This is a genomic window from Pseudomonas sp. BC42 (assembly GCF_021560055.1).
GTDB lineage: Bacteria > Pseudomonadota > Gammaproteobacteria > Pseudomonadales > Pseudomonadaceae > Aquipseudomonas.
On the sequence record NZ_CP091067.1, the window covers coordinates 3,257,113 to 3,278,375 of the forward strand.

General features: G+C 64.5%; 19 protein-coding genes. 12 read left to right on the top strand and 7 right to left on the bottom strand.

Annotated elements, in window-relative coordinates; translation table 11 throughout:
* The first annotated feature begins 464 nt into the window (after window positions 1–464).
* Window positions 465–1,373 carry a glutaminase B gene (gene glsB / locus L1O02_RS14990; protein ID WP_060843662.1) on the top strand — a complete coding sequence of 303 codons (909 nt, stop codon included), beginning with the start codon at window positions 465–467 and terminating at the stop codon, window positions 1,371–1,373.
* Window positions 1,374–1,549: 176 nt separating this feature from the next.
* Here the strand turns inward: glsB and L1O02_RS14995 are convergent, their stop codons facing one another.
* Entirely contained in the window at window positions 1,550–2,011 is a 462-nt protein-coding gene (locus tag L1O02_RS14995) for an LEA type 2 family protein (RefSeq protein WP_060839411.1), read from the bottom strand.
* Window positions 2,012–2,161: 150 nt separating this feature from the next.
* The gene (locus L1O02_RS15000) at window positions 2,162–3,601 is read right to left on the bottom strand and encodes a nucleobase:cation symporter-2 family protein (RefSeq protein WP_060839410.1); all 1,440 of its coding nucleotides are present in this window, start codon (window positions 3,599–3,601) and stop codon (window positions 2,162–2,164) included.
* 258 nt (window positions 3,602–3,859) lie between these two features.
* On the opposite strand from L1O02_RS15000, the gene L1O02_RS15005 reads away from it, so the two are divergent.
* From L1O02_RS15005 to chrA, 8 genes are all read left to right on the top strand, one after another.
* Window positions 3,860–4,372, top strand: coding sequence for an RNA polymerase sigma factor (locus L1O02_RS15005; protein WP_235760176.1), 513 nt, complete (start codon window positions 3,860–3,862; stop codon window positions 4,370–4,372).
* Window positions 4,365–5,318 (top strand): FecR family protein, encoded by a 954-nt coding sequence (locus L1O02_RS15010; protein ID WP_060839408.1) that lies wholly within the window; start codon window positions 4,365–4,367, stop codon window positions 5,316–5,318. Before L1O02_RS15005 ends, L1O02_RS15010 begins: the two co-directional genes overlap by 8 nt.
* A 122-nt stretch (window positions 5,319–5,440) precedes the next feature.
* On the top strand, window positions 5,441–7,918 hold the full coding sequence (locus L1O02_RS15015) for a TonB-dependent receptor (protein WP_235760249.1): 2,478 nt from the start codon (window positions 5,441–5,443) through the stop codon (window positions 7,916–7,918).
* A gap of 234 nt (window positions 7,919–8,152) precedes the next feature.
* The gene (locus L1O02_RS15020) at window positions 8,153–8,869 is read left to right on the top strand and encodes a YafY family protein (protein WP_060843659.1); all 717 of its coding nucleotides are present in this window, start codon (window positions 8,153–8,155) and stop codon (window positions 8,867–8,869) included.
* A gap of 52 nt (window positions 8,870–8,921) precedes the next feature.
* Window positions 8,922–9,251: a ketosteroid isomerase gene (locus tag L1O02_RS15025; protein ID WP_108543869.1), complete on the top strand. Its 330-nt coding sequence runs from the start codon at window positions 8,922–8,924 to the stop codon at window positions 9,249–9,251.
* Window positions 9,252–9,412: 161 nt separating this feature from the next.
* Window positions 9,413–10,540: a cell division protein ZapE gene (gene zapE, locus L1O02_RS15030; protein WP_235760177.1), complete on the top strand. Its 1,128-nt coding sequence runs from the start codon at window positions 9,413–9,415 to the stop codon at window positions 10,538–10,540.
* Window positions 10,541–10,698: 158 nt separating this feature from the next.
* A complete protein-coding gene (locus tag L1O02_RS15035) occupies window positions 10,699–11,190 on the top strand; it encodes a GNAT family N-acetyltransferase (RefSeq protein ID WP_235760178.1) in 492 nt (163 codons plus the stop codon).
* Entirely contained in the window at window positions 11,190–12,383 is a 1,194-nt protein-coding gene (gene chrA, locus L1O02_RS15040; RefSeq protein ID WP_235760179.1) for a chromate efflux transporter, read from the top strand. Before L1O02_RS15035 ends, chrA begins: the two co-directional genes overlap by 1 nt.
* On the opposite strand, the gene L1O02_RS15045 is transcribed toward chrA, so the two are convergent.
* The 5 genes from L1O02_RS15045 to L1O02_RS15065 form a co-directional block, all read right to left on the bottom strand.
* Window positions 12,380–13,807, bottom strand: coding sequence for a heavy metal sensor histidine kinase (locus L1O02_RS15045; protein ID WP_235760180.1), 1,428 nt, complete (start codon window positions 13,805–13,807; stop codon window positions 12,380–12,382). The two genes, chrA and L1O02_RS15045, sit on opposite strands and share 4 nt — an antisense overlap.
* On the bottom strand, window positions 13,804–14,478 hold the full coding sequence (locus tag L1O02_RS15050) for a heavy metal response regulator transcription factor (protein WP_235760181.1): 675 nt from the start codon (window positions 14,476–14,478) through the stop codon (window positions 13,804–13,806). The genes L1O02_RS15045 and L1O02_RS15050 overlap by 4 nt, the downstream gene beginning before the upstream one ends.
* Before the next feature lie 320 nt (window positions 14,479–14,798).
* Window positions 14,799–15,023 carry a hypothetical protein gene (locus L1O02_RS15055; protein WP_016963250.1) on the bottom strand — a complete coding sequence of 75 codons (225 nt, stop codon included), beginning with the start codon at window positions 15,021–15,023 and terminating at the stop codon, window positions 14,799–14,801.
* A 306-nt stretch (window positions 15,024–15,329) separates the two neighbouring features.
* A complete protein-coding gene (locus tag L1O02_RS15060; RefSeq protein WP_235760182.1) occupies window positions 15,330–17,072 on the bottom strand; it encodes a phosphoethanolamine transferase CptA in 1,743 nt (580 codons plus the stop codon).
* 229 nt (window positions 17,073–17,301) lie between these two features.
* Window positions 17,302–17,484: a DUF6026 family protein gene (locus L1O02_RS15065; RefSeq protein ID WP_082729251.1), complete on the bottom strand. Its 183-nt coding sequence runs from the start codon at window positions 17,482–17,484 to the stop codon at window positions 17,302–17,304.
* A 409-nt stretch (window positions 17,485–17,893) separates the two neighbouring features.
* Between L1O02_RS15065 and gnd the strand changes: the two genes are divergently transcribed.
* Genes gnd through L1O02_RS15080 form a run of 3 tightly spaced genes read left to right on the top strand, consistent with a single transcriptional unit; the run spans window position 17,894 to window position 21,206 of the window.
* Window positions 17,894–18,874, top strand: coding sequence for a phosphogluconate dehydrogenase (NAD(+)-dependent, decarboxylating) (gene gnd, locus L1O02_RS15070; protein ID WP_060839398.1), 981 nt, complete (start codon window positions 17,894–17,896; stop codon window positions 18,872–18,874).
* Window positions 18,871–20,388, top strand: coding sequence for a glucose-6-phosphate dehydrogenase (zwf, locus tag L1O02_RS15075; protein WP_235760183.1), 1,518 nt, complete (start codon window positions 18,871–18,873; stop codon window positions 20,386–20,388). The genes gnd and zwf overlap by 4 nt, the downstream gene beginning before the upstream one ends.
* A complete protein-coding gene (locus tag L1O02_RS15080; protein ID WP_235760184.1) occupies window positions 20,385–21,206 on the top strand; it encodes a Cof-type HAD-IIB family hydrolase in 822 nt (273 codons plus the stop codon). The genes zwf and L1O02_RS15080 overlap by 4 nt, the downstream gene beginning before the upstream one ends.
* The last annotated feature ends 57 nt before the right edge of the window (window positions 21,207–21,263 follow it).

Sequence of the window (21,263 nt, forward strand, 5' to 3'; positions counted from 1 at the left end):
ATGGCATGAACATCGACTGCCGCAAAGGTCCCGTTGCAAGGGGGGCAAGGCCATAAGGCGCGATGCATGGAGTGGTGTGGCGCTGGGGTATAGCGGGATATGACAGCTTTGTTCGCGCGTAACCGGAGGCCATTCTAGCGCCTGAACCTTAATTCAAGCTGATGCGGGTCATCGACAGCGTGTTTTGTGATTGCTGGAAATGATCGAATCTCAATTGCATTTCGATTTCATGTGCCGGGCCTGCCGCGCTGTTGCTGGCCTCTCGGCACCTGCGCGATGGCGTGGGCCCTGCCGGCGAAGGGGGCCTGGAGACCGGTACAGGGCCTGGGCGTGCTTTCGCAGACCTGCCAGCGCCGGCAAAAGTGCCGGCGGATGTGCACTCGGGTGTGCTGCGCAGGGCCTGGCGTGCGTCTAGCAGCCATAGCCCCGCAGCCGTACCGGGGCCCGTGATGATGAGCCTGAACATGCAAGCCCTGTTGAACCAGATTCTCGATGAAGTCCGCCCCCTGATCGGCCAAGGCCGGGTCGCCAACTACATTCCGGCCCTGGCCGACGTGCCGGCCAACCAGCTGGGGATTGCCGTATATGGCAACGATGGCCAGGTATTCAGCGCCGGTGACGCCGACACGCCATTCTCGGTGCAAAGCATTTCCAAGGTCTTCAGCCTGGTGCAGGCCATCGGCCATTCCGGCGAAGCGATCTGGGAACGCCTGGGCCACGAGCCCTCGGGACAACCCTTCAACTCCCTGGTGCAACTGGAGTTCGAGCGCGGCCGCCCGCGCAATCCCTTCATCAATGCCGGCGCCCTGGTGATCTGCGACATCAATCAGTCGCGTTTCGCCGCACCGGCCTTGTCCATGCGCGATTTCGTCCGGCGCCTGTCGGGCAACCATCAGGTGCTGGTGGATGGCCGGGTGGCGGAGTCGGAATATCAGCACCGGGCGCGCAACGCGGCCATGGCCTACCTGATGCAGTCCTTCGGCAACTTCCATAACGATGTCGAGGCGGTGCTGCGCAACTATTTCAGCCATTGCGCGCTGCGCATGAGCTGCGTCGATCTGGCCCGGGCGTTCTGCTTTCTGGCCAACGACGGCTTCTGCAAGCACAGCGGCGAGCAGATTCTCACTCGGCGCCAGACCCAGCAGGTCAACTCGATCATGGCCACCAGCGGCCTGTACGACGAGGCTGGCAACTTCGCCTATCGAGTTGGCCTGCCGGGCAAGAGCGGGGTCGGTGGGGGGATTGTCGCCGTGGTGCCGGGGCAGTTCACGGTGTGCGTGTGGTCGCCGGAACTCAACGCCGCCGGCAACTCGCTGGTGGGCATGGCGGCCCTGGAACTGCTCAGCCAGCGCATAGGCTGGTCAGTGTTCTAGGCTTTGTACGAACAGCCTTGATACTCGGTGATGCTGCGTTGAATACGGTCTCGTGCGCGAGTCTGATCGGAATGCTCATTGACAACCCGTAAAGTCGAACGCGACCCCGGCCGTTCCTCGACCGTTTTCGCCTTGCTTGCCCTTCGTCGCAAAACCTTTGGTACAGAGCCCAGGGCTTACCAGGCGCCGGGGTTGTTCAGGCTGATCTGCCCGCGATCGATGAAGCGCTGGGTGCCGAACAGCCCGCCGGCCAGCTTGCCGCGCAGCACGTAGGGCAGGTTGTCCAGGCTCTGGGTCTGGCTCAGGCCCAGGGTCTGGCGCAGCACCGCAAAGGCCGAGACGCTGACCGGAATCACCAGGATGTCTTCCGAGTAGCGGCCGATGTGCCCCTGCTGGTCGCTGACCCCGGAGGCCAGCGGGCGGCCGTTGACCTCCAGGTCCAGGGCCACGCCGTTGTAGTCGATGGGGCTTTCGTTGGGGTTCTGCAGGCGCAGTTTCACCGCAAAGCGCATTTCCAGGTCCTGGCTCGGCAGCGGCTCGATGCCCACCACGTTGATCGCCAGCGGATCGCGGTTGGGCAACAGCGCGCAGGCGCCGAGGCTGAGCAGTACCAGGGTCAAGGCGATCAATCTACGCATGCAATACCTGTCAACAATGGAAATGAATGACGGACCGGCACCTTGTAGCCGCTGCCGAGCCTGCGAGGCTGCGACAAGGCCCCCAGGGCCTTGCAACATCCAAAGCCGAGAGCCCGACACCCGCGCACGCAGCATAGACGCCCGCCAGCCTCAGGAGTTCGCTTTAGCGCTCATGTCCGGGTCTTGCATGACCTTGAGGGTCGCCGCTTCCGGGTCGAACTCATCCTCTTCCAGTTCGAGGAATTCTTCCGGCAGGAAGAGGTTGAGCAAGATCGCGCAGAAAGCCCCCACGGTGATCGGCGACTCGAAGATGTTGTGCAGGGCCTTGGGCAGCTCGCGCAGCACCTCCGGCACCGCCGCCACCCCCAGGCCCATGCCCAGGGAAATGGCCACGATCAGCACGTTGCGCCGGTGCAGCCCGGCCTCGGCGAGAATCTTGATCCCGGCCACCGCCACGGTGCCGAACATGATCAGGGTGGCGCCGCCCAGCACCGGCTTGGGCATCAGTTGCAGCACCGCGCCGATCACCGGGAACAGGCCCAGCAGCACCAGCAGCCCGGCAATGAAGTAGGCCACGTAGCGGCTGGCCACGCCGGTCAGTTGGATCACCCCGTTGTTCTGGGCAAAGGTCACCATCGGCAGGCTGTTGAACACCGCCGCCACCGCCGAGTTGAAACCGTCCGCCAGCAGTCCGGACTTGATGCGCTTGATGTACAGCGGGCCCTTGACCGGCTGCTGGGAAATCATCGAGTTGGCGGTCAGATCGCCGGCCGCCTCCAGGGGCGAAATCAGGAAGATCACCGCCAGCGGGATAAAGGCAATCAGGTCGAAGGAAAAGCCGTACTTGAACGGCACCGGCACGCTCACCAGCGGCACCTCGGGCAGGGCCGCCAGGTCCACCCGGCCAAGCATCCAGGCCACCACGAAGCCCAGGGTCAGGCCGATGACGATCGAGCCCAGGCGCAGCATCGGGTGGTTGAAACGGTTGAGTATCACGATGGTCAGCAGCACCAATGCCGCCAGCCCCAGGTTGCTCGCCGCACCCAGGTCGCTGGCGCCGTAGCCGCCGGCCATGTCGGTGACCGCCACCTTGATCAGCGACAGGCCCATCAGGGTGATGATGGTGCCGGTCACCACCGGGGTGATCAGCTTGCGCAGCTTGCCGATGAACTGGCTGAGGAACATCTCGATAAAGGCCGCGACAAAACAGATGCCGAAGATGGTGGAGAGGATGTCGTCGGTGCTGCCGCCCCGGCCCTTGACCATGAAGCCGGCGCTGAGCAGCACGCTGATAAAGGAAAAGCTGGTGCCCTGCACGCACAGCAGGCCGGAACCGATCGGCCCCAGGCGCCGGGCCTGGACGAAGGTGCCCAGGCCCGAGACGAACAGCGCCATGCTGATCAGGTAGGGCAGCTCGCTTTCCAGGCCCAGCACGCCGCCGAAGATCAGGGTCGGGCTGATGATGCCGACAAAGCTGGCCAGCACATGCTGCAGGGCGGCGAAGATCGCCGCGCTGAAGTGCGGACGGTCGTCGAGGCCGTAGATCAGGTCGGACGTGTAGCGGGGCGGGGAACGATCAGGTGCGGTCATGGGAAAAGGCCTGCCAGTGGCGTGTGCAAACAACGGGAACACACGTCGGAAAGTGGACGGGACTTGGGCCGCACAGCCATGGCATGGACAAGACTTGCGCACCCGGTCAGAAAAAAGGAGGCGCAGGATGCCAGAAAGGCGCCGCTGTCAGAAGGGCAGGCCGGTGGATAAAGGCAATTTGCCAGGGATACGAAAGATACTGTTTCTCATTTGCCTTTGTGGAATAATCCGCCTCCCCGATCCGCGGACCGCCTTCCGATGCTGCCCACCCCCAGCCTGCTGCGCAGCTTTCAAGAGCATTACAACGACCTGCTGAAGTTTCTCACCCGGCGCATGAGCGATCGCCAGCGGGCGGCGGACGTGGCCCAGGAAACCTACCTCAAGCTGCTCAAGGTCGACCAGCAGACGCTGGAGGTGCACGACGATCGCCGCTTCATCTTCCGCGTGGCCGGCAACCTGGCCATCGACACCCTGCGCCGCGAGCAGCGCCTGGCGGCCAACCTCAGCGACGGCGAGCCACACAATGACGCGGTGGACCCGGCCCCGGCGCCGGAAGCGGTGCTGCTGGCCAAGGAGCGCCTGGCGCTGCTCGACCAGGCCCTGGCGCAGCTCTCGGACAACGCCCGCCAGGCCTTGCTGCTCAATCGTCTGGAAGGCCTGACCCAGGCGCAGATCGCCTTGCGCCTGGGTGTTTCCGAAAGCATGGTGGCAAAATACATCGGCCAGGCCCTGCGCCATTGCCGCGATTGGCTGAAGGTCCACCATGAATAATTCCCTGCCAGCGGCTGCCGACGCCATGACCGACCACCCCGAAAACCTGGAAGACGCCGCCATCGACTGGCTGGTGCTGCTGCATTCCGGCCACGCCACGCCAGCCCAGCGCCTGGCGTTCCAGCAGTGGCGCCAACGCAGCCCGGCGCACGCCGCGGCTGCTGCCGAGGCCCAGCAGTTGTGGGGCGATCTGGGGCACACCGAGGCTGCGCAGCAGCATCAGGCGCCGGTGGCCCGCCGGCCGCGGCGCTTCTGGCCGGCCCTGGCGGCTTCGCTGCTGCTGGCAGTGGGTGCTGGCATCGGCTGGCAGCAGTGGCCGGCCTTGAGCTCGGACTACCACACCGGGGTCGGCCAGCAACAGCGCATCACCCTGGCGGATGGCTCCCGGGTCACCCTCAACAGTGGCAGTGCGTTGTCGGTGGCCTATTCGCTGGACGAGCGCCGGGTGATCCTGCGCGCGGGCGAGGCGCTGTTCGAACCGCTGGCCGACCCGCAGCGACCGTTCGTGGTCCAGGCCCAGGCTCAGCAACTGCAAGGCGCTGCCGGTGCCTTCAGCGTGCGCCGCGAGGGCGAGCAACTGACGGTGGTGGTGCGCGAGGGCCAGGTGCAGTTCAGCGGCGACCACGCGCCGGTGCTGCTCCAGGCCGACCAGCGCCTGCAATACCGGGCCGGCCAGCCGCTGCTGGCCCAGCAGCGCGTGGATGCTGCCAGCCTGACCGCCTGGCAGCGCGGCAAGCTGATCTTCAACGGTCGGCCGCTGGGGGAGGTGATCGCTGAACTGGAGCGCTACCAGCATGGGCGCATCCTGATTTCCGATGGCCCATTGGCGGCCCTGCCGATCAGCGGGGTGTTCGACCTGAACGACCCGCGCGGCTCGCTCAACGCCTTGCAGCAGCGCTATCCGCTGCATGTCACCTACCTGCCTTGGCTGGCGCTGTTGCACTGAGGCAAATTTTTTTGCCCGGTGCACTGCAAGTTCCGCTGCGGGAAATCGTCGTAGTGAGACTGAGAAGAAAATCATTCTCATTGACGACATTTCAACCGGCTGGGAAGGAACACGTGAAAGCTATGTTCAAGCTGTCGACACTGGGGCGCGGTCAACACATCATGCGCCGCACATTACTGGCTCAGGCGCTGTTCGCCGGAGCCTTGAGCCCGGTTCTGGCGCTGGCCGACGAGGCCGCCACATTCACCCAGGCCAGCGCTGCCGAGGCGCGTCGGGTTTCGCTGAACCTGCCGGCCCAGCCACTGGATCAGGCGCTGACCCGCTTCGCCGACCAGGCCGATGTGCGCCTGCTGTACACCACCAGCGATGTCGCGGGCCTGCAATCCACCGCGCTCAACGGAGAACTGACCCTGGCCCAGGCCCTGCACAGCCTGCTGGCCGGCAGCGGCATGAGCTGGTCGTTCAGCGATGGCCGCACCGTGATCCTGCGCCGCGCGGCTGCTCCGGCTGCAAGCCTGGACCTAAAGCCGACCCAGGTCAGCGTGGCCTCGCGCACCAGCGCCGCGATCAGCGAGATCCCCGGCACGGTGTGGGTGGTGGAGCAGAGCCAGCTGCGCGAGCAGTTGAGCACTGGGGTCAGCCTCAAGGAAGCCATCGGCAAGCTGGTGCCGGGCCTCGATCTGGCGCCGGAAGGGCGCACCAACTATGGCCAGAACATGCGTGGGCGCAACGTCCTGGTGATGATCGACGGGGTCAGCCAGAACAGCTCCCGGGGCCTGTCCCGGCAGTTCGATAGCATTTCGCCGTTCAACGTCGAGCGGGTTGAAGTGCTGTCCGGGGCCAGCGCCATCTACGGCGGCGGTGCCACCGGCGGCATCATCAACATCGTCACCAAGAAAGGCGAGCCGGGCCCGGCGCGTTTCGAGACGCAACTGGGCGCCAGCAGCGGCTTCAACAACAGCGACGACCTGACCACCCGCATCGCTCAGTCGGTGAGTGGCGGCAACGACGCCATCAGCGGCCGGCTGGCGGTGGCGGGGGAGCAGAACCGGGCGTTCTATGACGGCGCCGGCCAGCAGATCTTCATCGACAACACCCAGACCGACCTGCAGTACAACCGCACCCTGGACCTGATGGGCAGCCTGGCCCTGCAGTTCAACGAGGAGCAGAGCCTGGACCTGCTGGCCCAGTACTACGACTCGGGCAACCACGGCAGCACCGGGATCTACTTCCCCAACCTCAGGTACAAGGCGCCGTCCAACCTGGAGGACGCCGAGCTGCGCAGCGGCTACTCCACGGACCTGGAACCGCGCACCAAGCGCCTGCTGCTCAACGCCAACTACCACCACAGCGACGTGCTGGGCCAGGACTTCTACCTGCAGGCCTCGTACCGCAAGGAAGACGACAACTTCTTCCCGTTTCCCTACTACAACAGCGGCAGCCCGGCAGGTTCCAAGGGCGTGTATTTCGCCGCTTCGCAGCAGAACTTCGAGGTCACCAGCCTCAAGGCGCTGTTCGCCAAGGAGTTCGAAGCGTTCAAGCTGACCTACGGCGTGGACCTGGACCGGGAGCGTTTCAACGCCGAACAGAGCACCTTCGACCAGGGCCTGTCCTCGGGCAGCGGCGGCCTCGACCTGGTGACCCAGAGCAAGGCGCCGCGCTATCCCAGCTACCGGGTCGACGGCCTGTCCGGCTACGCCCAGCTGGACTGGCACGCCACCGACAACCTGACGGTGTCCGGCGGCTACCGGCGCCAGCAAATGGACGTGGATGTCGACCAGTTCAAGAACGTGCCTGGGGGCAGCAACGACTATGCGGTCAACCTCTACAACCTGGGCAGCATCTACGACTTCAAGAACGGCCATCAGCTGTGGGTCAACTACGGCGAGGGCTTCGATCTGCCGGACCCGGCCAAGTTCTACGGCAAGCCGGGGCTGAGCGTCGACGACAACCCGCTGGCCGGGATCAAGAGCCGCCAGGTGGAAACCGGCTGGCGTTTTTCTGACAGCGACTGGGACGCCCAGGCAGCGCTGTACTACATATGGTCGGACAAGGTGATCACCACCGACCAGGCCACCCTGACCATCGACGTCAAGGATCAGAAGAGCCGCGACTACGGTTTCGAGAGCGCCCTGACCCGGCATTTGCAGAACGGCTGGGAGCTGGGAGGCACCCTGCACGCGGTGCGTTCCGAGGAGGAGGGCAAGAACGGCGGCTGGAAGAAGCGCGACGCCCGTTATGCATCCCTGTCCAAGTTGACCGCCTTCGTCGGCTGGAAGGACGACAGCAGCAGTGTGCGCCTGCAGGGCAACCACGCCTTCAGCCTCAAGGACGACGCGGTCAGGCAGATCGACGCCACCCACAGCGTCGATGCGCCCAACACCATCGACGGCTACACCACCTTCGACCTGCTGGGCAGCCACGACACAGCCTTCGGCACCTTCAGCGGCGGCATCCAGAACCTCCTGGACAAGCAATACAGCACGGTCTGGGGCCAGCGCGCCAAGCTGTTCTATTCGCCGACCTACGGCCCGGACTACCTCTATGACTACCAGGGCCGTGGCCGTACCTACACCCTGACCTGGACCATGGCCTACTGACGCTGCTGCGGTCGCCGCTGCCGGGCCCCGGCGAGGCAGCGCCTAGGCCCGCGGGGCCTTGTTTGGCGATCCCCGGCCGGACCTTGGAGGGCGGCCGGGATCCTGCGTCCCCGGGGCCGTTCGCAGCCTGCGGCAGCGGCAACACAATCCCCCGCCAGCACTCAGCCTCCTGACAGAAACTGTCAGGAGGCTTTGGTAATCTGCGCCGGTGTTTTTTTCCGGAGTCCGTCCAAGGTGTCGCGAGCCAGCCGTTTACTCACCCTGTTGCAGATGCTGCGAGGCAAGAGCCGTCCCGTTACCGCCGCTACCCTGGCGGCGGAGCTGGAGGTGTCCGAGCGCACCCTGTACCGCGATATTGCCGAGCTGACCTCCCTCGGCGCGCCGATCTACGGCGAGGCCGGCATCGGCTATGTGCTGCGCAGCGGGCTGTTCCTGCCGCCGTTGATGCTCAATGCCGATGAAACCGAGGCCGTGGTGTTGGGCCTGCGTTACGTCGATCAGCGTGGCGACGAGGTGTTGAGCAAGGTCGCCGCCGACGCCATGGCCAAGATCGCCGCGGTGCTGGCCCCGGCGGCCCAGGATGCCTTGCGCAACCCGACCCTGCTGCCGGGCCCGGCGGGCTGGGGCTTTCCGGACAACCCGGTGTCGCTCAACGTGTTCCGCCAGGCGATCCGTCATCAGGCCAAGCTGTTGATCGACTATGCCGACGTCAACCGCACCCCCAGCCAGCGGCTGATCTGGCCGCTGGCCCTGGGTTTTCTCAACGAGGCCCGGGTGATCGTGGCCTGGTGCGAGCTGCGGGGCGATTACCGGACCTTTCGCACCGACCGCATCGCCGCCGCCCAGGAGCAGGGCGAGCTGTATCCGGGGCGGCGCAGCGACTGGCTGCGAGCCTGGCGCAAACGCCTGCAGAGCGATGAGCAGGGTCGATTCACTGCTGACAGGAAATGACGCAAGGGGGCTTTAGCATGGCGTCCTCATTCAACAGCAAGGAGCTTTTGTCATGTCGGCCACAGACCCTTCCCTGGCCCCGGCCATCGTCGCTTATGTCGCGGCGGTCAACAGCGGCGACAGTACGCGGGTGGCGTCGATCTTCGCCGCCCGGGCGCAGATTTTCGATGAGCGTGAGCACTGCGTGGGGCCCCAGCAGATTGCCCGCTGGATGGGCGCAGGCGCGCGTCGCCTGGAAGTCCTCGGGGTTCAGCAGCGTACCGGAAAGATCTTGCTCGACAGTCGGGTGTGCGGTGATTTCCCCGGCAGCCCCCAGGCGTTGCGCCACACCTTCCGCCTGGACGACCAGGGCCGCATTGAGCGCCTGGACATCTCGCGCTGATGCAGCCGCGGCCGCAGGCCGCCAACGGCCGGCAGGGGCGCAAAGGGCCTGGGCGCGGCCCAGGCCCTGGCGCCGCTCGCGGGTTTGGCGGCGGCCACGGATCAGGCCCGGAGCGGCGGGTGATGGCATACTGCGGCTCTTTGCCAGGAGGCCAGCGGCCCATGCCATTCGATTCCCCCATGAGCGCTTACCGGCATGCCCTGGAGCAGGACGGCTTTGTCGCCGATCCCGCCCAGGCGCGTGCGGTGCAAGCCTTGCAGCAATGTCATGAGGCGCTGCATCAGGGGCGCAAGCCGGTGCAGGGGGTCTATCTGTGGGGCGCGGTCGGGCGCGGCAAGACCTGGCTCATGGATCAGTTCTACCAGAGCCTCAGGGTGCCGGCCCGGCGTCAGCATTTTCATCACTTCATGGGCTGGGTGCACCAGCGCTCGTTCCAGCTCACCGGCACCGCCGATCCCCTGCAGGCCCTGGCCCGGGAGCTTGCCGAAGAGGTGCGGGTGCTGTGTTTCGATGAGTTGTTCGTCAACGACATCGGCGATGCGATCATTCTCGGGCGCCTGTTCCAGGTGATGTTCGAACAGGGAGTGGTGATGGTCTGCACCTCCAACCAGCCCCCCGAACAGTTGTATGCCGATGGCTTCAATCGCGAGCGCTTCCTGCCGGCCATCGACGCCATCCGCCAGCACCTGCAGGTGCAGGCGGTGGACGGCGAGCAGGACCACCGCCTGCACCCCGGCGCCGCCACGCAGCGCTATTGGCTGAGCGTCGAGGGCCAGCCCAGTGCCCTGGAGCCGCTGTTTCGCGAGTTGAGTGCGGGGCAGGCGGTGTCCAGCGAGCCGCTGTTGATCGGCTATCGAACGGTATCGGTGGTCAAGGCGGCGACGACGGTGATCTGGTGCCGCTTTGCCGACCTTTGCGAGCAGCCGTTCTCGGCCATGGATTTCATGGCCCTGTGCGACCGCTACCGGGCGATCCTCCTCAGCGAGGTGCCCAATCTCAGTGCCCGGCAACGTCCGGGGCGCATTGCCCGGGGCACCGAGGATGGGGCCCAGCGGGTGGTGGCGGGCGATCGGGAACTGCCGCAACTGTCGATCCACGACGACAGCGTGCGGCGCTTCATCGCCCTGGTGGACGAATGCTACGACCGTGGAGTGCCGCTGTACCTGGAGGCCCGGGTGCCAATGGAGCAGCTGTACACCGAGGGCTACCTGGAGTTTGCCTTCCGCCGCACCCTCAGCCGCCTGCGGGAGATGCAGTTGCAGCGTTTTGCCCGGCAGCCGGGTGCTTGACTGGGAAGTGCTTGCCGCTGATGCGAGTCGTTTCCATTGCCTAGGATTTTTCTCTGGCAAGTGGCGGGAATATCTTCGTTTGGTCAAATCCACCGGCCTACAATCCAGGCTGCCCGAGCCCTGAGCGCTCTCTTCCAATGCGTTGATCGAGGATGAACATGGACGTTGCCGATGTCGTGGTGCTGCAAGCTAGCTACAGCAATCCGGTGCATGCCGAAGCCATAGGGGTACTGCTCAACCACTATGCCGAGGACCCCATGGGGGGTGGTCGGCCCCTGGAGCAGGACCTGCTCCGGCAACTGCCGGCGGAACTGGCCAAGCGGCCTCAGGCGTTCAGTGTGCTGGCCTTTGCCGGGGGCCAGCCGGTGGGGCTGGTGAACTGCTTCGAGGGTTTTTCCACCTTTGCCTGTCGGCCCCTGGTGAATGTCCACGATGTGCTGGTGCTCGACGGCTTTCGCGGTCAGGGCCTGAGCCGGCGGATGCTGCAGAAGGTCGAGGACATCGCCCGGCAACGGGGCTGCTGCAAGATCACCCTGGAGGTGCTGGAGGGCAATGCCCGGGCTCAGGCGGCCTACCAGGCCTGCGGTTTCGCCGACGCCAGGCTCGATCCGGCCCATGGCCGCATGCTGTTCTGGAGTAAAGCCTTGTAATGTCCGCTGTCAGCCCGGCGTCCGAGCCTTGCGCGTCCAGGGAAAGTCCCTGGCAGATTTTCCTGATGTTCCTGCGTCTGGGGCTGACGTCGTTCGGTGGGCCGGTGGCGCACCTGGGGTATTTCCGTCAGGAGTTCGTCCAGCGCCGCCGCTGGCTGGGGGAGGCGGCCTACGCCGAGCTGGTCGCCCTGTGCCAGTTTCTTCCGGGACCGGCCAGCAGCAAGGTCGGCATAGTCCTGGGGGTGTCACGTGCGGGCCTGCCCGGTGCCTTGTGCGCCTGGCTCGGTTTCACCTTGCCGTCGGCGCTGGCCCTGGCCTTGCTGGCGCTGGGAATCGGCAGTGGGGTGCCTCCCGGGGTGCTCAAGGGCTTGCAGATTGTGGCGGTCGCCGTGGTCGCCCTGGCGCTGTGGGGAATGGCCCGCAACCTGTGTCGTGGTGCCTTGCGTATCGCCATTGCCTTGCTCGCCGCGTGGCTGGTGCTGCGCTGGCCAGGCCTGAGCGGACAGTTGCTGGTGATGCTGCTGGCGGCACTGGTGGGGGGTGTGCTGATCACCCCGGCCGCCCGGACCGAGGTCGATGCGCTCGCCCCCTGGGGCAGTCGGCGCCTGGGTGCGCTGCTACTGGCGGTGGCTGCCTTGCTATTGCTAGTGCTGCCCTGGCTGTCGGCGCTGTGGCCACACACCTGGCTGCGCCTGTTCGACGCGTTCTATCGCATCGGCGCCCTGGTCTTTGGCGGCGGGCATGTGGTGTTGCCGCTGTTGCAGAGTCAGGTCGTGGAGTCCGGCTGGATCAGCGATCCCCTGTTCATGACCGGCTATGCCAGCGCCCAGGCGGTGCCGGGGCCGTTGTTCAGTGTCGCGGCGTTCATCGGGGCGGCCATCGACGGTTGGTCCGGGGCCCTGATCTGTCTGTTGGCGATCTTCTTGCCGGGTTTTTTGCTGGTGATCGGCGTGCTGCCTTTCTGGCAGACCTTGCGCCAACGTCGGCGCATCCAGGCGGCGCTGGCCGGGGTCAATGCCGCGGTGGTGGGGGTACTGGCGGCCGCGCTGTACCAGCCGCTGGGGACCAGCAGCGTGACCGGGCCCACAGAACTGCTGGCGGTGCTGCTGGCCCTGGTGATGCTGCGCAGCGGCCGGGTACCGCCCTGGGCCCTGGTGCTGCTGGGGGCGGCGCTGGGCGGCTGGCTGCTCTAGGCATCGTGCAAGGCCGGATCGGGCTTGGGGAACACCAGGCGGAACTCGGTGAGGTGCTGTGGATCGCTGGCGACCTCGGTGCGTCCTTGATGCAGGTTCATGATTGAGCGAACGATCGCCAGGCCCAGTCCGGTCCCGCCTTCGGCCCGGGTGCGGCTGCTGTCGACCCGGTAGAAGCGCTCGAACAGATGGGGCAAGTGGCAGGCGGCGATGCCCGGTCCCGGGTTGCCCACGGCCAGGCTGACGTCCTGCAGTTGGCGTTCGATCCGCAGGGTGATCCGTCCCTGTTCCGGGCAATGGCGAATGGCATTGGACAGCAGGTTGGAAATCGCCCGCTGGATCATCAGGCGATCGCCCTGCACCCAGGCGTCGCCGCTCAACTCAAGTGCCAGCTGCTTGTCCTCGGCACTGAGGGCGAACAGGTCCACGACCCGGCGTGCCTCCTCGGCCAGGGATACCCGGGTGAAGCGGGCCTGGGAGGCCGGCTGGCTGACCTGGGCCAGGAACAGCATGTCGGCGACGATCCGGGTGACCCGCTCCAGTTCCTCGATGCTCGATTCCAGCACGGCCTTGTATTCCTCCGGCGGGCGTTCCCGGGACAGGGTCACCTGGGCCTTGCCCATCAGGTTGCTGATGGGCGAGCGCAGTTCATGGGCCAGGTCGTCGGAGAACTGCGACAGGCGCTGCACCCCGCCATCCAGGCGGTGCAGCATGACGTTGAAGCCCTGGCCCAGTTCCGCCAGCTCCCGGGGCAACCGCTCCAGGTTCAAGCGATGGGTCAGGTCCTGGGTGGTGACCTTGGCGGCCACCCGGGTGAACTGCTGCAGGGGCAGCAGGCCGCGCTGCACCAGGCGCCAGGCGCCGATGCCGATCAGCAGCAGCAACAGCGGCAGGGCAATCACCGTGGAGCGCAGATAGGCGCTGAGCAGGGCCTGATCGTTGCTGCGGTCCAGGCTCAGGATCACCCGCACCTGTTCGCCGTTGCGCAGGCTCATCGCTCGGGCGGCGCCGAGTAACTGAGTGCCTCGGTGGTCGCGCCAGTCGAAGTAACCGCTGTCGGGCACCTTCTTCAGGGCCTCGGGCAGCGATTGCTGCAGATCGCCGCCGACATTGAGCAGGGGCTCGGCCAGCGGGTCGCTGCCCAGGATGCTCAATTGCAGGTTGTCGTGGCCCAGCACCAGGTCCAGCAGGGAGTGGGGGCGGGCGGCCAGGTCGCTGCTCTTGAGGTCGCTGGTCAGGCTGTGGCGGATCTGTTCCAGCTTGCTGTCCAGGCCCTTGCGCGCCAGGTTGTCCAGCTCGTGGCTCAGGGCCAGGTAGGCCAGGCTCGCCAGCAGCAGCACCAGCGCCGCCCCCATCAGGCTGACGGTCAGCCCCAGGCGCATGGACAGGCTGCTATTGCTGGCGGGGGCGGGCAGGGTTTTCATGGGCGCACTTCCAGGACATAACCGACACCGCGCAGGGTGTGGATCAACCGCACCTCGCGGGCTTCGTCGATCTTGGCCCGCAGGCGGCTGATGGACACTTCCACCACGTTGGTGTCGCAGTCGAAGTTCATGTCCCAGACCAGGGAAATGATTTGCGTGCGGGTCAGTACTTCTCCTGAATGACGCATCAATACATGTAGCAGGGTGAATTCCTTGGTGGTCAGGTCAATACGCCGATCGCCGCGATAAGCCCGATGACGTCGCGGATCAAGTTGCAGATCGGCCACTTGCAATACTTGCGAAGGGGCTGCAGGTTCAGCGCGCCGTATCAGGGTGCGCACCCGTGCCAACAACTCGGGAAACTGAAAGGGTTTGACCAGATAATCATCGGCGCCCATGTCCAATCCCTTGACCTTGTCTTCCAGACGACCGCGAGCGGTCAACATCATGACCCGTGCCTGAGATTGTCCGCGCATATCTTGCAACACTTGCCAGCCATCTTTGCCCGGCAGGTTTATATCCAGGATGACCAACTCGTAAGGCTGCTGTTGAATCAGGTGCAAACCGTCCACGCCATTGTTGGCGCGATCGACCACATAACCACTTTCACTCAGGCCTTGGTGCAAGTAGTCCGCTGTTTTGGGTTCGTCTTCAACCACCAGGATGCGCATTGCCGGATTCTCTTCAAAGTGCTTGGGAAGTATCGAATGAGGGAGAGGATGAAGCCTGTAGTAGCTACAGGGTCAACAGAAATAATCAATTAATTCAGATGATTAGCCGCTGAGTCGATGAATGGCGTGTGATCGGACGCAGGCATCCTAATTCAATCGGCACGCGCGCAGTGGCAAATGACAGAGTTGTAATGCAGGGGTCATTGTGGTGACAGAAAGTTGTTTTAAGCGGATATAAAAAAGGCGCCCAACAGGGCGCCAAACGTCCATCTCTGTCACAGGAGCACAATGTCCAGAGTGGGTATTGCGTTGAACATGGATCAAGCGTCGGGCTGTTGTTTCTTGGCGTCCGGCGCGGAATAGTGAGTACCGGCCTTGTCTTGCTCGGTCTTGGCGAGGTTCTGGTTCTTATCGCCGTGAATCTGTTGCTGATTGACCCGGAAGTTCTCGTAGAAGCGTTGCATATGCTCGGCTCCGCCTTCGGCAAAGGCTGCACTGGAAGTGGCTAGGATCAAACCGCTAAATACCAAAGTTGAAAGTTTCATACTGCGTTTCCTACTTAAGAGTGTTCGGTCACTTGTTTCGTCCCTGTACAAGAAGTGATGGGGCAAGTTTCAGCGAAGTGTATTAAGTGAGGGTTAACGTCAGCCTGAATGCACAATTGCATTCTTGACAACATGTGTCCGTTGCCAGGTGCAGGTCGCTATGAGCCGCTGTGCCGACAGAGGCATTGATCAGGCCGGGCGCTGGCGCTTTCGTCGACCAGCAGGCTTCTACGGGGCAGGGGGAAGGGGGAAGGGCTGTTGCGTATTGGCGGGGATGGGGGCCGTTGCGGCCCCCGGTGTGGATTCTTACTGCTGCACCACGGCGGCGTCGGTCGGCGGCTTGGGCTTCATCAGGCTGAAGTCGATCAGCGGCTTGCTCTGGCGCGAGTAGGGGTTGCCAATCAGCAGGGGACGAGGCTTGAAGCTGTCGCTGATCAGGCTGCGGCTAGGGTCCAGCTGATCGAAGCTCAGGCCGGCCAGTTCGGCCCAGGTATGCACCAGCTGGGAGCTGATGTAGGGCCGGCTGAGGTCGGAAGCAAAGTTCCAGTCATGGGTTTCGCGCCATTTCGGCGAGGCCCAGGCCATGAACGGAATGGTGTACATCGGCGCGGTGGGCTTGCCTTCGTTGCGTCCCAGGGTGTCGTGGCCGGCAGAGTCGAAGACGTCTTCGCCGTGGTCCGACAGGTACAGCAGGAAGCCGTTGGGGTCGGTCTTGGCGTAGTCCTTGATCAGGCTGGACACCACGAAGTCGTTGTACAGCACGGCGTTGTCATAGCTGTTGTAGGTCGGCACCTGGTCGTCGTGCACGCCGGCCGGCACGCCCTGGCGATCGGTGAATTTTTCAAAGGTCGGCGGGTAGCGGTACTGGTAGCTCATGTGGGTGCCCAGCAGGTGCACCACGATGAACTTGCGCGGGGCGCTGTCGGCCAGGGCCTTGGAGAAGGGCTCCAGGACGTCGCCATCGTACTGGCGGGCGTTCTGGTTGCGGTTGTTGTTCAGGTAAACCTGCTCGTCCGCCTGTTCAGAGAAGGTGGTGAGCATGGTGTTGCGCTTGGTCATGGTCTGCTGGTTGGTGATCCAGTAGGTCTTGTAGCCGGCCTGCTTCATCACGCTGACCAGGGAGGGGGTCTTGAGATACAGGTCGGGGTTTTCTTCATCGGCGAAGGTCAGTACCTGTTGCAAGGCCTCGATGGTATAGGGGCGCGGGGTGATGACGTTGTTGAACACCGCCAGCTGGTCCTTGAGCTTGTCCAGCTCCGGAGTGGTCTGGCGCGGGTAGCCGTACAGGCTCATGCGCTGGCGGTTGGTGGATTCACCGATCACCAGCACCAGGGTGGCCGGCTGGTTGGCCATGCTGTCCTTGAGGTTGGTCAGGGGCGGGATCTTGCTGACGCTGTCGAGCATGCCTTGCATGCCGTCCAGTTGCTGACGGTAGCGGCGATAGGCGACCACCATCTGCCATGGCACTGCCGGCTCGATGCGGGTTTCGAACTTTTCCAGGCCGTCGGCCAGGGTGTCCGCGCGCGAGATCTGCTTGACCAGGGGGTAGCCGACAATCGCCACCAGGATCGCCGCGGCGGCGACCAGTGCCTGGCCCCGGGGCAGGTAGACCGGGCGCAGGCGGGTCCAGAGGAAGATGGCAAAGGCCGTGTGGGCCAGGAAGGCCGCAACCATCCACCAGGCAAAGTACTGGGTCAGGTATTCACCGGCTTCCGAGGGGTTGGACTCGAACATGATGAAAATGACGCTTTGCGAGAACTCCTGCTGGTAGATGAAGAAGTAGCCCAGGCTGGCCATGGAACAGGCCCAGAGCACCACGCCGATCACCGCGGCCATGACTTTGGTGCGCGCCGGGAACAGCAGCATCGGCGCCAGCCAGATGGCACTCATGAAGAACGCCTGGCGGAAACCGGCGAAGCCGGAGGTGTCGGTCAGCTGGATCAGCAGTTGAGTGATGCCGGAGAAATACCAGAAGAACAGGAACAGCCAGAGCAGGCCCATCCAGTCGAAACCTGCCGCAGACGTCGTACTGCGTTTGAACAAAGCCATTCAGTGCTCCCCACAATTCCAAGATCATTGGGCGCAGGTGTCGCGCCGCAAATGAAGCCCGCCGTCGGTAACAAGACGGCCATAATGGCCTGGAGTATCGAATGCCAAGTGTGAAAAGTTCGTGAGGCCGACGTGGGATTTTTGTCTGGGAAGCCGTGGCAGTCACGGCTGTTCGGCGGATGCGCCGTTGGACAGATAACGCAGGCCGGGCCTGCGTCGAGGGGCGAGTTCAGCTCGCGGAGGGAAGGTGCAGCTCGGCGACAGGGCCTTGAGCCTGGGCCTGCAACATCCGACGCAGTTGTGCGACCTCTTGTTGCAACTGGTCGCGTTGCTCCTTGAGCTGACGCAGTTCGTCGCGACGAATGGTCACATAAAGGGTTTGTGCAGGTCGTGCCGGTTGTACTGTGCCCATTGCTTCACCTCGCAAATGGTGTGCCTCAACTATGCTGTGCTCTGCCCATGCCGGGCGTGGAGCGCTGTCGCAGGCGGCGATTTTATTTCTTTTTCGGATAATGGGAACTTTTTTATTTTTCGGGGTCGCTGTGTCTTGCCGTGGTTTTCTGTCGTTATTCCCCCGGGCTCTGCGAAACTTCGCCCCGGGTGCCTGGACTAATCTTCACTCGTTGCCCGCCCGCCGGGGCGGGAACCGGGCCCGGGCACGTCGCGTTGAGCGCAGGTGGCCGCAAAAACTGCGCTTTTGTCTGAAGATTGCGCTGTCTTGGAGCGTCTTGCCTTGTATAGTTGCGCCCCTTGAAGTGGGTACCGGCCCATTGGGCTATACATTTTTTGATCTGAATTTTTTGCAGTAGGAGCATCAGCACATGCAACTGGGGATTATTGGACTGGGCCGCATGGGCGGTAACATTGCACGGCGCCTGATGCTCAATGGGCACGAAACCGTAGTCTTTGACCGCAACACCGAGTTCGTCAGCACCCTGGCCGCCGAAGGCGCCAAGGGCGTCGCCGATCTGCCGGCCCTGGTGGCCGGCCTGGAAAAACCCCGCGCCGTCTGGGTCATGCTGCCCGCCGGCGAACCCACCGAAGACACCATCGATACCCTCAGCCAGTTGCTGGAACCGGGTGACGTCATCATCGACGGCGGCAACACCTACTATAAGGACGACATCCGTCGCGCCCGCGATCTGGCGCAAAAGGGCCTGAAGTACATCGACGTCGGCACCTCCGGCGGCGTCTGGGGCCTGGAGCGCGGCTACTGCATGATGATCGGCGGCGACGCCGATGAGGTGCTGCGCCTGGATCCGCTGTTCGCGGCCCTGGCCCCGGGCCTGGGTTCGATTCCACGGACCAAGGACCGGGTCGCCGCTGACGACCGTGCCGAGCGCGGCTACATCCACGCCGGTCCCGCCGGTGCCGGACACTTCGTCAAGATGATCCACAACGGCATCGAGTACGGGATGATGCAGGCCTTCGCCGAGGGCTTCGACATTCTCAAGACCAAGTCGTCGGACATCCTGCCGCAGGATCAGCGTTTTGACCTGAACGTGGCGGACATCGCCGAAGTCTGGCGTCGTGGCAGCGTGGTGTCGTCCTGGCTCCTGGACCTGACCGCCGATGCCCTGGCCGGCGATCCGAAACTCGAAGGCTTTTCCGGTTCCGTGGCCGACAGCGGCGAAGGGCGCTGGACCATCGAAGCGGCCATGGAGCAGGCGGTGCCGGTGCCGGTGCTGTCCAACTCGCTGTTCTCCCGCTACCGCTCCCGCGGCCAGGGCACCTACGGCGACAAACTGCTCTCGGCCATGCGCTTCGGCTTTGGCGGCCATGTGGAGAGCGGGAAGAAATGACCGCCACGCGAAAGAAGTCCAAGGCGTTGCCGGCGCCGCCGACCACGCTGTTCCTGTTCGGTGCCCGGGGCGATCTGGTCAAGCGCCTGTTGACCCCGGCGCTGTACAACCTGAGCCGCGACGGCTTGCTGGATGAGGGACTGCGGATTGTCGGCGTCGACCACAATGCGGTGAGCGACGCCGAGTTCGCCACGCTGCTGGAAGACTTCCTTCGCGATGAAGTGCTGAACAAACAAGGCCAGGGGGCGTCGGTGGACGCCGCCGTCTGGGCCCGCCTGACCCGGGGCATCCGCTACGTCCAGGGCGATTTCCTCGACGATTCCACCTATGTCGAGCTGGCAGCACGGATTGCCGCCAGCGGCACCGGCAATGCGGTGTTCTACCTGGCCACCGCTCCGCGCTTCTTCGGTGAAGTGGTGCAGCGGCTGGGGGCGGCGGGGCTGCTGGAGGAGCGGGAGGACGGCTTTCGCCGGGTGGTGATCGAGAAGCCCTTCGGCTCCGACCTGCAGACCGCCGAAGCCCTCAACGCCTGCCTGCTCAAGGTCATGAGCGAAAAGCAGATCTATCGCATCGACCATTACCTGGGCAAGGAAACCGTGCAGAACATTCTGGTCAGCCGGTTCTCCAACAGCCTGTTCGAAGCGTTTTGGAACAATCATTACATCGACCACGTGCAGATCACCGCGGCGGAAACCGTCGGGGTCGAAACCCGTGGCAGCTTTTATGAACACACCGGCGCCCTGCGGGACATGGTGCCCAATCACCTGTTCCAGCTGTTGGCGATGGTGGCGATGGAGCCCCCGGCGGCCTTTGGCGCCGACGCGGTGCGCGGCGAGAAGGCCAAGGTGGTGGGGGCGATCCGCCCCTGGTCCCTGGAAGAGGCCCGGGCCAACTCGGTGCGCGGTCAGTACAGTGCCGCCGTGGCGGACGGCAAGCCGGTGCCGGGTTATCGCGACGAGGCCAATGTGGCGCCGGACAGCAATACCGAAACCTATGTCGCGCTGAAGGTGATGATCGACAACTGGCGCTGGGTCGGGGTGCCGTTCTACCTGCGTACCGGCAAGCGCATGAGCGTGCGCGACACCGAGATCGTCATTTGCTTCAAGCCGGCGCCTTATGCGCAATTCCGTGACACCGAGGTCGAGCGCCTGTCGCCGACCTACCTGCTGATCCAGATCCAGCCCAATGAGGGCGTATGGTTCGATCTGCTGGCCAAGCGGCCCGGGCCGAGCCTGGACATGGCCAATATCGAGTTGGGCTTTGCCTACCGCGATTTCTTCGAAATGCAGCCGTCCACCGGCTACGAGACGCTGATCTATGACTGCCTGATCGGCGATCAGACCCTGTTTCAGCGCGCCGACAACATCGAGAACGGCTGGCGTGCGGTACAGCCCTTTCTCGATGCCTGGAAGCTGGACGCCAGTGTGCAGCCTTATCCCGCCTGCACCGATGGCCCGGCGGCCGGCGACGAGCTGCTGGCGCGGGACGGCCGGGTCTGGCGCCCCCTCGGATGAGTGTCTCCAAGGCGCCGTCGATCCAGTTCCTGCTCAGTGACATGGACGGCACCCTGTTGCGTCCCGACCACAGCATCAGCCCCCGCACCCTCGATGCCGTTCGCGCCTTGCGCGAGGCTGGGGTGGCGTTCAGCCTGGCCACCGGCCGACCGCCGCGGGCCATGCAGCAGCAGATCGAGGCCCTGGGCGTGGACCTGCCGACAGCGGGGTTCAATGGCGGCAGCATCGTCAGGCCCGATGGCTGCTTTCTGGTTCGCCATCATGTGCCGGTGCCAGCGGCGGTGAGCGCCTTGCTGCTGTTCGAAGCGTTCCCGCAGATCGAGACTTGGGTGTTCGCCGACAACCAATGGCTGCTGCGCCACCTCGATGGCGCCCTCATGCCCCTGGAGCGCCAGGCGCTGGGCTTTGGGCCGAAAGTGGTGGACAGTTTCGAGGAGTACCTGCCGCGCATCGACAAGATCGTGGCCGCCAGCAGCGACCATCGGTTGCTGGTGGAGCTGGAGGCTCGCTTGCATGCAAGCACCGCCGGGCAGGCCCAGGCGTCCCGTTCCCAACCCAGGTTCCTTGATGTCACCGCCCTGCAGGCGGACAAGGGACAGGCCCTGGTCACCCTGGCCGAGTACCTGGGCGTGCCGCTGCAGCGCACCGCGGCGCTGGGGGATGGCGGCAACGACCCGGCGATGTTCCAGCGTGCCGGCCTGTCGATTGCCATGGGCCAGGCGCAGGAGCAGGTCAAGCGCCAGGCGGATGTGATCACCGGCAGCAACCTGGAAGACGGCGCCGCCGAGGCCATCGAGCGCTACATCCTCCTGCGCTGAGGAGCATGGCCGGGCGTTGCGCCGGGCCACGGGCTTGCTGCTATCGATTCAAGCGCG

Excerpts from the sequence above, each read along its gene's own strand:
- glsB (WP_060843662.1), top strand. The coding sequence starts at position 465 with ATGCAAGCCCTGTTGAACCAGATTCTCGATGAAGTCCGCCCCCTGATC.
- L1O02_RS14995 (WP_060839411.1), bottom strand. The coding sequence starts at position 2,011 with ATGCGTAGATTGATCGCCTTGACCCTGGTACTGCTCAGCCTCGGCGCC.
- L1O02_RS15000 (WP_060839410.1), bottom strand. The coding sequence starts at position 3,601 with ATGACCGCACCTGATCGTTCCCCGCCCCGCTACACGTCCGACCTGATC.
- L1O02_RS15005 (WP_235760176.1), top strand. The coding sequence starts at position 3,860 with ATGCTGCCCACCCCCAGCCTGCTGCGCAGCTTTCAAGAGCATTACAAC.
- L1O02_RS15010 (WP_060839408.1), top strand. The coding sequence starts at position 4,365 with ATGAATAATTCCCTGCCAGCGGCTGCCGACGCCATGACCGACCACCCC.
- L1O02_RS15015 (WP_235760249.1), top strand. The coding sequence starts at position 5,441 with ATGTTCAAGCTGTCGACACTGGGGCGCGGTCAACACATCATGCGCCGC.
- L1O02_RS15025 (WP_108543869.1), top strand. The coding sequence starts at position 8,922 with ATGTCGGCCACAGACCCTTCCCTGGCCCCGGCCATCGTCGCTTATGTC.
- zapE (WP_235760177.1), top strand. The coding sequence starts at position 9,413 with ATGCCATTCGATTCCCCCATGAGCGCTTACCGGCATGCCCTGGAGCAG.
- L1O02_RS15035 (WP_235760178.1), top strand. The coding sequence starts at position 10,699 with ATGGACGTTGCCGATGTCGTGGTGCTGCAAGCTAGCTACAGCAATCCG.
- chrA (WP_235760179.1), top strand. The coding sequence starts at position 11,190 with ATGTCCGCTGTCAGCCCGGCGTCCGAGCCTTGCGCGTCCAGGGAAAGT.
- L1O02_RS15045 (WP_235760180.1), bottom strand. The coding sequence starts at position 13,807 with ATGAAAACCCTGCCCGCCCCCGCCAGCAATAGCAGCCTGTCCATGCGC.
- L1O02_RS15050 (WP_235760181.1), bottom strand. The coding sequence starts at position 14,478 with ATGCGCATCCTGGTGGTTGAAGACGAACCCAAAACAGCGGACTACTTG.
- L1O02_RS15055 (WP_016963250.1), bottom strand. The coding sequence starts at position 15,023 with ATGAAACTTTCAACTTTGGTATTTAGCGGTTTGATCCTAGCCACTTCC.
- L1O02_RS15060 (WP_235760182.1), bottom strand. The coding sequence starts at position 17,072 with ATGGCTTTGTTCAAACGCAGTACGACGTCTGCGGCAGGTTTCGACTGG.
- L1O02_RS15065 (WP_082729251.1), bottom strand. The coding sequence starts at position 17,484 with ATGGGCACAGTACAACCGGCACGACCTGCACAAACCCTTTATGTGACC.
- gnd (WP_060839398.1), top strand. The coding sequence starts at position 17,894 with ATGCAACTGGGGATTATTGGACTGGGCCGCATGGGCGGTAACATTGCA.
- zwf (WP_235760183.1), top strand. The coding sequence starts at position 18,871 with ATGACCGCCACGCGAAAGAAGTCCAAGGCGTTGCCGGCGCCGCCGACC.
- L1O02_RS15080 (WP_235760184.1), top strand. The coding sequence starts at position 20,385 with ATGAGTGTCTCCAAGGCGCCGTCGATCCAGTTCCTGCTCAGTGACATG.